At 62.2% G+C, this 11,191-nt stretch carries 10 protein-coding genes; 4 read left to right on the top strand and 6 right to left on the bottom strand.

What is annotated here, in order from left to right:
• Window positions 1–159: 159 nt before the first annotated feature.
• The 6 genes from AACU78_RS09260 to aspA all read right to left on the bottom strand — a co-directional run bounded on the left by AACU78_RS09260 (window position 160) and on the right by aspA (window position 7,791).
• Window positions 160–1,251, bottom strand: a complete 1,092-nt coding sequence (locus AACU78_RS09260) for a polyamine ABC transporter substrate-binding protein (protein ID WP_106575913.1) — start codon at window positions 1,249–1,251, stop codon at window positions 160–162.
• On the bottom strand, window positions 1,248–2,282 hold the full coding sequence (locus AACU78_RS09255) for a histone deacetylase family protein (protein ID WP_106575912.1): 1,035 nt from the start codon (window positions 2,280–2,282) through the stop codon (window positions 1,248–1,250). The genes AACU78_RS09260 and AACU78_RS09255 overlap by 4 nt, the downstream gene beginning before the upstream one ends.
• 132 nt (window positions 2,283–2,414) lie before the next feature.
• Window positions 2,415–3,407 (bottom strand): AraC family transcriptional regulator, encoded by a 993-nt coding sequence (locus tag AACU78_RS09250; RefSeq protein ID WP_106575911.1) that lies wholly within the window; start codon window positions 3,405–3,407, stop codon window positions 2,415–2,417.
• A gap of 50 nt (window positions 3,408–3,457) precedes the next feature.
• Window positions 3,458–4,435, bottom strand: coding sequence for an asparaginase (locus AACU78_RS09245; protein ID WP_106575910.1), 978 nt, complete (start codon window positions 4,433–4,435; stop codon window positions 3,458–3,460).
• An 86-nt stretch (window positions 4,436–4,521) separates the two neighbouring features.
• Window positions 4,522–5,973, bottom strand: a complete 1,452-nt coding sequence (locus AACU78_RS09240) for an alanine/glycine:cation symporter family protein (RefSeq protein ID WP_106575909.1) — start codon at window positions 5,971–5,973, stop codon at window positions 4,522–4,524.
• A 393-nt stretch (window positions 5,974–6,366) separates the two neighbouring features.
• Entirely contained in the window at window positions 6,367–7,791 is a 1,425-nt protein-coding gene (gene aspA, locus AACU78_RS09235) for an aspartate ammonia-lyase (protein WP_053258714.1), read from the bottom strand.
• A 182-nt stretch (window positions 7,792–7,973) separates the two neighbouring features.
• Between aspA and AACU78_RS09230 the strand changes: the two genes are divergently transcribed.
• The 4 genes from AACU78_RS09230 to AACU78_RS09215 all read left to right on the top strand — a co-directional run bounded on the left by AACU78_RS09230 (window position 7,974) and on the right by AACU78_RS09215 (window position 11,185).
• The gene (locus AACU78_RS09230) at window positions 7,974–8,897 is read left to right on the top strand and encodes a LysR substrate-binding domain-containing protein (RefSeq protein WP_106575908.1); all 924 of its coding nucleotides are present in this window, start codon (window positions 7,974–7,976) and stop codon (window positions 8,895–8,897) included.
• A gap of 346 nt (window positions 8,898–9,243) precedes the next feature.
• Window positions 9,244–9,735 carry a 5-(carboxyamino)imidazole ribonucleotide mutase gene (purE, locus tag AACU78_RS09225; protein ID WP_003195648.1) on the top strand — a complete coding sequence of 164 codons (492 nt, stop codon included), beginning with the start codon at window positions 9,244–9,246 and terminating at the stop codon, window positions 9,733–9,735.
• A gap of 12 nt (window positions 9,736–9,747) precedes the next feature.
• Window positions 9,748–10,833 carry a 5-(carboxyamino)imidazole ribonucleotide synthase gene (locus AACU78_RS09220; RefSeq protein WP_106575907.1) on the top strand — a complete coding sequence of 362 codons (1,086 nt, stop codon included), beginning with the start codon at window positions 9,748–9,750 and terminating at the stop codon, window positions 10,831–10,833.
• Between the two features lie 106 nt (window positions 10,834–10,939).
• Entirely contained in the window at window positions 10,940–11,185 is a 246-nt protein-coding gene (locus AACU78_RS09215) for a GlsB/YeaQ/YmgE family stress response membrane protein (protein WP_010168336.1), read from the top strand.
• Window positions 11,186–11,191 lie beyond the last annotated feature (6 nt).

Here is an 11,191-nt window from a genome sequence, read left to right as displayed (position 1 = left end):
AGTTAGCGGCGGCGGGGTGTGGGCGTTGCCTGTGGTCGATGGGCCCAGCAACCAGGCGGGCAGGCGTGCAGTGCTGCGCAGGCGGCAGGTTCTCTTGCGAGCAGCTCGGTGGCGGACAGTCAGTCCTGTGGTCACTGACTGTCCGTTGGCGGTGGGGTGTCAGGTGCCCGACTTGATCTTGGTCCAGGCCCGCGTGCGAGCGCGCTCGGCGTCGCGCCCCAGCGGTTTCAAGGTGTAGAGCGTGGCCATGGCCGCTTCGGTCGGGTACAGGTTGGGGTTGTTGCGAATCGATGGGTCCACCTGCTCGGTCGCGTCTTTGTTGGGGTTGGGGTAGCCGACAAAATCGCTGATCGGCGCGATCACCTGCGGTTGCAGCAGGTAGTTGATAAAGGTGTAGGCGTCCTGCGGGTTCTTGGCGCCTTTGGGGATGGCGAGCATGTCGAACCAGATCGGCGCACCTTCCTTGGGCAGGCGCATGTCCACGGTCACACCGTTCTTCGCCTCTTTGGCGCGGTTGGCGGCCTGGGAAAAGCTGCCGGAATATCCAACGGCCACACAGATGTCACCGTTGGCGATATCGGCCATGTACTTGGAGGAGTGAAAGTACGTGATGTAGGGGCGGATTTTCATCAGCAGCGCCTCGGCTTTTTCATAGTCCTTGGGGTTGCTGCTGTTAGGGTCAAGGCCCAGGTGTTGCAGGGCCAGCGGCAGAATCTCTGAAGGCGAGTCCAGCAGGGCGACGCCGCACTGCTTGAGCTTGCTGAGGTTTTCTTCCTTGAAGATCAGGTCCCAGCTGTCCACCGGCGCGTTGTCACCCAGCGCGGCCTTGACCTTGGCCGGGTTGAAGCCGATGAGGATGGTGCCGTACATGTAGGGCACGGCGAATTTATTGCCTGGGTCGTTGGCTTCGATCAGCTTCATCAGCTTGGGATCGAGGTGGTTCCAGTTCGGCAGCTGGCTGCGGTCCAACGGCTGGAATACGCCGGCTTCGATCTGTTTGGCCAGGAACACGTTGGACGGCACCACCACGTCATAGCCGGAGTTGCCGGTAAGCAGCTTGGCTTCCAACGCCTCGTTGGTGTCGAAAATGTCGTACACCAGCTTGATGTCGGAGTGCTGTGCCTTGAAGTCATCCAGCGCTTTGGGCGTGATGTAGTCGAACCAGTTGTAAACCCGCAGGGTTTTCTCTTCGGCCTGCGCCGCGCCGCTGATAACGGCGGCGCAGAGCACGAGTGACTTGAGCATGTTCATTGGGCTGCCCCTTCAAAACCTTCGAGAACGTTGACGGCGTTGATGCCGATTTCTTCCACCGCATAGCCGCCTTCCATCACAAACAGCGTGGGCTTGCCCAGCCGGGCGATACGCGCGCCCATGGCCAGGTAGTCCGGGCTGTCGAGCTTGAACTGCGAGATCGGGTCGTCCTTGAAGGTGTCCACACCCAGGGACACGACGATGATGTCGGCGCCGTAGCGTGTAATTTCCTGGCAGGCCTGCTCCAGCGCGGCGCTCCAGGTGTTCCAGCCGGAGCCGGCGGGCAGCGGATAGTTGAAGTTGAAACCTTGACCCGCGCCGTCGCCCAGCTCATCGGCATAACCCAGGAAAAACGGAAATTCCGCTTCCGGGTGGCCGTGGATCGAGGTGAACAGCACATCGCTGCGCTCATAGAAAATCGATTGGGTGCCGTTGCCGTGGTGGTAATCCACATCGAGAATCGCGACTTTTTTGTGGCCCTGATCCACAAAGGCCTGGGCCGCGATGGCGGCGTTATTGAGGTAGCAATAGCCGCCCATCAAATCGCTGGCGGCGTGATGCCCCGGCGGGCGGCACAGGGCGAAGGCGCTGTGGGCGCCCTGTTGGATGGCGGCCTGGGCGGTGAGGGCGACTTGCGCCGCGCTGTAGGCCGCTTGCCAAGTGCCGGCGGTAATCGGTGCGCCGCCGTCGAAGCTGTAGTAACCGAGCTGCCCGTGCAGGCTGGTGGGCAACACGCGGCGCAAGGTGCGGGCGGGCCAGGTGTAGGGCAGCAGGTCGCCGTCCTGGCCAAACTCGGTCCAGCGCTCCCAGGCACCTTTGAAAAAATCCAGGTAGTCACGGCTGTGAATGCGTTGCAGCGGTGCCAGCCCAAAGTCCTGTGGCGCGTTGACCGGCCCCAGTTCACGGTCCTTGACCCGTTGCAGCACGTGGTCGGCACGCGAGGGCATCTCAAAGCAGGGCATCAATTGCCCGTCCATCAGTTCGCAACGGCCGTGGTGCAGGTGGTGATCGTCCGAGTAGATCGTCAGCATTTGTTGTTCTCCGCAGGCTGTATCGGTGGATGCAGTCTTGCGGCGGACGCGGTTTATGAGAATGGCAGGAGCGGCCAAAAGGGGATGAATATGGCCAAATTGTCTGTCCGAAATTCGCCCCTCAATGGGGCGTCATGGTCGAAATTGGCTCGGCGCCACGCCGCTCCAGCGAACAAACGCATGCCTGAAACTCGCGGTTTCGCTGAAGCCCAAGGCCTCGGCAATCCGATAGATCGGCCATTGGTTTTCAGCCAACAGCTGCTTGGCGCGCTCAAAGCGCAGCTCGTCCAGCAGTTCCTGATAGCTGCAGCCCAGGTCGTGCAGATGCCGACGCAGGGTGCGCGCCGAACAGTTCATCTGCTCGGCCAGGCCTTCCAGGCCAGGTGCTGCGTTGAGTTGGGCGGTGAGCAGCTGGCGAATCCTGCCCAGCCAGGCCTGGCGCCCGGTGAACTCCAGGTTCTGTTTGCGGCAGCGCTCGGCCATGGCCTGGTGGGTAATTGCATCGGCCAGCGGCAGCGGCCGGTCGAGCCAGTGCTTGTCGAAGGCAAAGGCATTGGCGGTGGCCTGAAACTGCAACGGGCAAGGGAAGCGCTCGGTGTAGCGCGGGCGGTAGTCCGGGGCGTCATGTTCAAAGCGCGCGGCGAGCAGCGGCAAGGGCTGGCCGAGCAGGTCATCGCAGATCACCTTGAGCGAGGCCAGGCACAGTTCGACGTTGAACATTTCCAGCGCAGGGTTTTCGCGGTAGTCGCTGGCGGTGAACCAGATGCGATCGCCGTCCTCTTCAAGGCTCAGCTCGAAAAGTGTTCCCAACAGCGCCGGATAACGCAGGGCCAGGCGCAAAGCGTCACCGAAGGTGGCACTGGTGAGCAGGGCGTAACCGAGCATGCCATAGGCCGAAACATGCATTTGGCGACCCAGCTCCAGGCCGACATCCTGGCGCAGGGCCACGGCATTGGCACACACGCGCATCTCCTGATTGGTGGTGATGCGCGTGTCGGAGCGGCTCAGGTCCGCCGCGCAGATGCCACTGCCGGCCAGCAGCGCCTCAAACGGCAAACCTTCGGCCTGGAAGGTGTTGAGCACCAACGAAACCGCATTGAGGGTGGTGAGGTGGGAGTGCAGCATGGGAACTTCCAGCCAGGGGATGGCTGGAAGGGGAGCAAGTTACATGCCGGTCAGCTCAGTTCGCCGCACAGGTCCAGTTCCACCAGGCGGCGGACTTCACTGGTCGCAAGCCCGGCACCAAGCAGGGCCTGCAATTTGCCGAACACCGCCTCGCGGGTCATGCCACCGCCAGACAGGACGCCCACGCCGCGCAAACGGCTGCCGGCTTCGTACACATCCAGCTCCACGCCGCCTTCATGGCATTGGGTAATTGCCACCACGACCACGTTCAGCGCCTGCGCCCGCTCAAGGCTGGCGAGGAACGCCGGGTTATCGCTCGGCCCGGTGCCGCTGCCGAAGCATTCCAGCACCAGTGCCTGAATGCCGCTGTCGATCAGCGCGTCCAGTTGGCCCGCGGCGATGCCCGGCACCAGCGGCAACACACCGACGTTGGCCAGGGCCTTGGGTTGGCGATAATCCAGGGCGGCGGGAATGGCCTGGGCCTTGGCGACGCCACCGTTACGCTGCAGCGCAGCGAACGGGTGACGACCGAAGCTGCGGACCTTTGCGCAACGCGTCGGCGCCATCAGCGCGCCATGGAAATACAGCTGAACGCCCGGCGACAGGCCTTCGCCCAACGCGCGCAGGGCGCCACTGACGTTCTCCCAGGCATCGCTGTCGGGCACGCCGGCGGGCAACATGGAACCGGTGAACACAACCGGCGCCGGCAGGCCGAGCAACTGGAAGCTCATGGCCGCCGCGCTGTAAGCCAGGGTGTCGGTGCCGTGCAGGATCAGTACTGCATCGCAGCCCTCGTCCACGGCTTCAATCACCGCGACGCGCAGGCGCTGCCAGTAGGCCGGGGTCATGTTGGCGCTGTCGATCAGGGGCGACATTTCCCGGAAGCGCCAGGCAGGCAGTGGCAGGGTGGCAAGCTGTTCGCGCATGCGCGCTTCAAAACCGGATGCCGGGGCCAGGCCGTTGGCGCTGGCTTGCATGCCGATGGTGCCGCCGGTGTAGAGCACCATGATGGTGTTAGCTGTGGACATCGAGACTTCTCCTGAACGAAAAACGCCGCCGGGCCCAGAGCATGCCCAAGGCCGGGCGGCGTGTCATCTATCTAGGCTTGCGACGCTCAGCGTTGCGCTTGAGCGTTCAGTTCAGCCGAGGCTTGAGCGCCAGGCTCAGGCTTCACCGGGTTCGCAGGCCAGGCCTTGCGGTCCAGGTCCAGGTCAGGGAACTGGCTGGAGTCGAACACCGGGGTCTTGATGCCCGCCGCGCGCTGGCCGTCGTAGTCGTTCAGGATGCGCATGGCGATCTTGAACAGGAACGCTAGGGCGAACAGGTTGACGAACGCCAGCAGGGTCATGGTGATGTCGGCGAAGGCGAACACGGTGCTCAGGTTCTCGATGGAACCCCAGAAAATCAGCACCAGCACCAGCGCGCGGTAGCCCATCAGCACCTTGCGGTTGTCGCCCACGATGAAGCGCAGGTTGCTCTCGCCGAGGTAGTAGTTGTACATGATCGAGGTGAACACGAACAACGCCAGGGCCACCGAGATGAACATCCGGCCCCAGTCGCCGACTACCGCCGCCAGGGAGTTCTGGGTCAGGGCAATGCCGTCGCCTTCAAAGCCTGGGGTGTAGAAACCGGAGAGCAGGATCAGCAACGCGGTGCAGGTGCAGATTACGAAGGTGTCCAGGAACACGCTGAACGCCTGCACTACACCTTGGGCGATCGGGTGTTCTACCGAGGCCACTGCCGCCACGTTAGGCGCACTGCCCAAACCGGCTTCGTTGGCGAACACGCCGCGCTTCACACCCATGATGATCGCGCTGCCCACCAGGCCACCGAAGGCCTGGTCGAGGCCGAAGGCGCTCTTGACGATAGTCGCGAGCATGGCCGGCACGTGGTCGAATTGCAGCACGATCACATACAGGGTCACGGCGATGTAGACCAGGGTCTTGACTGGCACCAGCAGGTCGGCGATCGAGGCGATACGCTTGATCCCGCCGATGAACACCAGGCCCAGCAATACCGCCAGCGCGAGGCCGGTGTAGGTGGTGTCCAGGCCGAACGCGTTGTTCAGCGAGTGGGTCACAGCGTGGGCTTGCAGGCCGTTGAAGGCGAAACCGAAGGTCACCAGCAACAGGAACGCCATGACCATACCCAGCCAGCGCTTCTGCAGGCCGTGCTGAATGTAGTACGCCGGGCCGCCACGGTAGGTGCCTTCAGCGTCGGTGCGTTTGTACAGCTGGCCGAGGGAGCACTCGATAAAGCTCGAAGACATGCCCACCAGCGCGGTGACCCACATCCAGAACACGGCACCGGGGCCACCCAGCGTCACGGCGATACCGACGCCTGCGATGTTACCGGCACCCACACGGCCGGCCAGGCTGAGCATCAGCGCCTGGAACGAGCTGAGCTGGCCGGAGCTGCTCTTCAGGCTGTCTTTGAACACCGAGAACATGTGGAAAAAGTGGCGCAACTGAACGAAACGCGAGCGAATCGTGAAATAGCCGCCGAGCCCGACAATGAGCACGATCAGTACTTTCCCTGAGAGGAAGTCGTTGATGACTTCGAGCATGGAGTGTTCCTCGCTGATTTTTCTAATGGCAAAAACGCAGGACGGTGCGACGCATCGCTCGGCACCAGGCAGTGCACGACGCTTCGACCCCAATCCTTTTGCGGGTGTTGTTATTCATGCGGTTTCGCGCTGTCCAGGACCTCGTTACCGACGATCTCTGACGCGAAGAGGGGCGGCACTATACCTAGGAGAGCGTGATCCGTCTGCACGGGGCGATTAAAGGTTTCAGCCAAGCTGTTGCAGGCAAGGAGGGTTTGCAGGGCGATATTGGATTTTTTATGGGCGTCATTTCGCAACCTTGAGGCAAAAAAAAGGGCCTGAAGAACGAGCCTTCAGGCCCTCAAAAGGTGAGAGGTGTCTAGTCCCTCAACCTGGTGAGCGGTGCAACAAACGTCAGGCCTTCAGTGGTACCAGACGTGGGGCAATCATGTTTTCGGGGCGCAGGATGTCGTCGAGCATGGCGTCGTCGAGCAAGCCTTCTTCACGCACCAGTTCCAGCACGCCGCGGCCGCTTTCAAGGGCGATACGCGCAATGCGGGTGGCGTTTTCATAGCCGATGTACGGGTTCAGCGCGGTCACCAGGCCGATGGAGTGCTCCACCAGCTCGCGGCAACGGGCTTCGTTGGCGGTGATGCCGACGATGCAGTGCTCGCGCAGCATGTCCATGGCGCGTTGCAGCAGGCGGATCGAGTCGAAGATCTTGAAGGCGATCAGCGGCTCCATCACGTTCAGCTGCAGTTGGCCGCCTTCGGCTGCCATGGTCAGGGCCAAATCGTTGCCGATTACCTGGAACGCCACTTGGTTCACGGCTTCCGGGATAACCGGGTTGACCTTGCCGGGCATGATCGAGCTGCCTGGCTGGCGTGCCGGCAAGTTGATCTCGTTGATGCCGGTGCGTGGGCCGCTGGACAGCAGGCGCAGGTCGTTGCAGATTTTCGACAGCTTCACCGCGGTACGCTTGAGCATGCCGGAGAACAGCACGAACGCGCCCATGTCGGAGGTGGCTTCGATCAAGTCGGCGGCCGGTACCAGCGGCTGGCCGCTGATCAGCGCCAGGCGTTGCACGGCCAGTGCCTGGTAACGCGGGTCGGCGTTGATGCCGGTGCCGATGGCGGTGCCGCCCAGGTTCACTTCGGTCAGCAGCTCTGGCGCCAGGGTTTTCAGGCGGGCCAAGTCTTCACCGAGGGTGGTGGCGAAGGCGCGGAATTCCTGGCCGAGGGTCATCGGCACGGCGTCTTGCAATTGGGTGCGGCCCATTTTCAGCACGTGGCTGAACTCAACACCTTTGGCGGCGAACGCCTGGATCAGGCTGTCGAGGCTGGCCAGCAGCGCGTCATGGCCCAGCAGCAGACCCAAACGGATCGCGGTCGGGTAGGCGTCGTTGGTCGACTGCGCCATGTTCACGTCGTTGTTGGGGTGCAGGTACTGGTATTCGCCCTTGTTGTGGCCCATGGCCTCCAACGCGATGTTGGCGATGACTTCGTTGGCATTCATGTTGGTTGAAGTGCCAGCGCCGCCTTGAATCATGTCCACCACGAACTCTTCGTGGAAATCGCCGCGGATCAGACGGGCACAGGCTTCGCTGATGGCAGCGTGCTTGGCTTCGCTGAGCTGGCCCAACTCGCGGTTGGCGTCAGCAGCCGCTTGCTTGACCATTGCCAGGCCGACCACCAATTTCGGGTAATGCGAAATCGGAACGCCCGAGAGGCGGAAGTTGTTCACCGCTCGCAGGGTCTGGATGCCGTAATACGCTTGAGCCGGTACTTCGAGTACGCCAAGCAGGTCTTTTTCTGTGCGGAATGATGCAGCGGAGGACATGACGGAAATCATCTCGATATGGACCCGGAACTGGCCGGAACGCTGCGAATGCTAGGCTTGTGGGAGTTTTTGGGCCAATGCTGTTAAACACTGGCCTATGCACAAACGGCATAATGTAGGTGTGACCCGGTTATCATGGCGGGCGTGTGTGCCAAAATGGTGCGTACCCGTGGGAGGAAGTGATGAACCTTGAGAGCAAATGGCTGGAAGACTTCAGCGCCTTGGCGGCGACACGCAGCTTTTCCCAGGCGGCGGAGCGGCGCTTTGTCACCCAGCCGGCATTCAGCCGGCGTATTCGCAGCCTTGAAGCCGCGCTGGGCCTGACCCTGGTCAACCGCTCGCGCACGCCAGTCGAACTGACGGCGGCGGGGCAGTTGTTTCTGGTGACCGCGCGCACGGTGGTCGAGCAGCTCGGCGAAGTGCTGCGCCATTTGCATCATCTGGAAGGCGGGCAGGGCGAGGTCATGCAAGTGGCGGCAGCGCATTCCCTGGCGCTGGGCTTCTTCCCGCGCTGGATCGCGCAACTGCGCAACGAAGGCCTGAACATCGCCACGCGGCTGGTTGCCACCAACGTGGGCGACGCGGTGCATGCACTGCGCGAAGGCGGCTGCGATTTGATGCTGGCGTTCTACGACCCTGACGCGGCCATGCAGATGGACCCGGAAATCTTCCCATCGCTGCACCTGGGCAACACCGAAATGCTCCCGGTGTGTGCCGCCGATGCCGACGGCAAGCCGCTGTTCGACCTGGAAGGCGAGGGCAGTGTGCCGTTACTGGCCTACAGCGCCGGAGCGTTTCTGGGGCGCTCGGTAAACCTGCTGCTGCGCCAGCGCTCCCTGCGCTTCACCACCATCTACGAAACCGCCATGGCCGATAGCCTCAAAAGCATGGCGCTGGAAGGGCTGGGCATTGCCTGGGTGCCGCAACTGAGTGTGCGTGCCGAATTGGCGCGGGGCGAACTGGTGGTGTGCGGCGGGCCGCAATGGCATGTGCCGTTGGAGATTCGCCTGTATCGCTGCGCGTTGGTGCGCAAGGCCAACGTACGGTTGTTGTGGCGCAAGTTGGAAGGCGGGGCGGCGCAGTCCCCTCCAGTTGAACGCGGTTAGTGTGGGAGCTGGCTTGTCGGATCGCCGCACCGCTGCGATGCAGACGCCTCGGTACATCAGGCATATTCAGGTGATGCTATCGCAGGCAAGCCAGCTCCCACATTGATCCAGTTTCCATGGTTTATCGGCAGTGTTTTCGCTGACCTGAAAGTCAATAAAACCGCTGGTTTGCGCCACTGGACAGATGGTCATTCCAGGGGCTGTTTATCTGGATTATTACGGTATACTGCGCGGCCTTCGGCCGGTCCAACCGGCCAAATTTCGTACAACAAGCCACGCCGGATTTCCCGCGTGGCTTGTTGTTTTTTGACGCGCCTGCGGGCGCCCAGAGAGAAGAGGCACGACGATGAGTGCATTGGTTGGCGTGATCATGGGCTCCAAGTCCGATTGGTCCACCCTTAGCCACACCGCCGATATGCTGGAAAAACTCGGCATTCCGTATGAAGTGAAAGTGGTCTCTGCCCACCGCACGCCGGATTTGCTGTTCCAGTATGCCGATGAAGCAGAATCCCGTGGCATCGAGGTGATCATCGCCGGTGCCGGCGGTGCGGCGCACCTGCCAGGCATGTGTGCGGCCAAGACCCACCTGCCGGTGCTCGGTGTGCCGGTGCAGTCGTCGATGCTCTCGGGCGTGGATTCGCTGTTGTCCATCGTGCAGATGCCGGCCGGTATCCCGGTGGCCACCCTGGCGATCGGCAAGGCCGGCGCGATCAACGCCGCTTTGCTGTCTGCCAGCATCCTGGGCGCCAAGCATCCGCAGTTCCACGCGGTGCTGAAAAAATTCCGTGCTGAGCAGACAGACAGCGTGCTGGACAATCCAGACCCACGCATCGCCTGAGGTTATTGATTGATGAAAATCGGTGTAATCGGTGGCGGCCAATTGGGTCGCATGCTGGCCCTGGCGGGAACACCGCTGGGGATGAACTTCGCTTTCCTGGACCCGGCGCCGGACGCCTGCGCGGCGGCCCTCGGTGAACACCTGCGGGCTGACTACAGCGACGCGGATCACCTGCGCCAATTGGCCGATGAAGTCGACCTGGTGACCTTCGAATTCGAAAGCGTCCCAGCCGAAACCGTGGCCTTCCTGTCGCAGTTCGTACCGGTTTACCCGAGCGCCGAAGCCTTGCGCATCGCGCGTGATCGCTGGTTCGAAAAGAGCATGTTCAAGGACCTGGGCATTCCGACGCCGGCCTTCGCCGACATCCAGTCCCAGGCGGATCTGGACGCTGCCGTTGCCAGCATCGGCCTGCCGGCTGTGCTGAAAACCCGCACCCTGGGTTATGACGGCAAGGGCCAGAAAGTGCTGCGCACCGCCGCCGATGTGGTCGGCACCTTTGCCGAGCTGGGCAGCGTCGCCTGCCTGCTGGAAGGCTTCGTGCCGTTCACCGGTGAAGTTTCGCTGATCGCCGTGCGTGCCCGCGATGGCGAAACCCGCTTCTACCCGTTGGTGCACAACACCCACGACAGCGGCATCCTCAAGCTGTCCGTGGCCAGCACCGATCACCCGCTGCAGGCCCTGGCCGAAGACTATTCCAGCCGTGTGCTCAAGCAGCTGGATTATGTCGGTGTGATGGCGTTCGAGTTCTTTGAAGTCGACGGTGGCCTCAAGGCCAACGAAATCGCGCCGCGTGTGCACAACTCCGGGCACTGGACCACCGAAGGCGCCGAGTGCAGCCAGTTCGAAAACCACCTGCGCGCGGTGGCGGGCTTGCCATTGGGCTCCACGGCCAAGGTCGGCGAAAGCGCCATGCTCAACTTCATCGGCGTTGTGCCGCCGGTTGAGCGCGTGATCGCGATCGATGATTGCCATCTGCATCACTACGGCAAGGCCTTCAAGGCCGGACGCAAGGTCGGCCACGCTAACCTGCGCTGCAAAGACCGTGCGACGCTGCAGGCCCAGATCCTCAAGGTCGAAGCGCTGATCGCCGAGCAATAACCCGAGGATCGGCGGGAACCATTGGTCACCGCCGTCTCTCTGATTGCAGGATGGCAAAGCCTGACTAGGCTTTGGCATGACTCACATTCAATCAGAGGGAAATGCCATGGGTATCATCGGAACCATCTTTATCGGCTTGATCGTCGGCCTGCTGGCGCGTTTCCTCAAGCCAGGCGACGACAGCATGGGCTGGATCATGACCATCCTGCTGGGTATCGCAGGTTCTCTGGTCGCCACCTACGGTGGTCAGGCCCTGGGCATCTACCAGGCAGGTCAAGGCGCAGGCTTTATCGGTGCGCTGATCGGCGCCATCGTGCTGCTGGTGATCTACGGCCTGCTGCGTAAAAAGTAATTAAGC

Origin of the sequence: Pseudomonas sp. R9.37 (genome assembly GCF_963878885.1) — a bacterium.
Classification (GTDB): domain Bacteria; phylum Pseudomonadota; class Gammaproteobacteria; order Pseudomonadales; family Pseudomonadaceae; genus Aquipseudomonas.
Note: the sequence above shows the minus strand (reverse complement) of the source record. Positions and strands in the feature narration are given on the sequence as shown.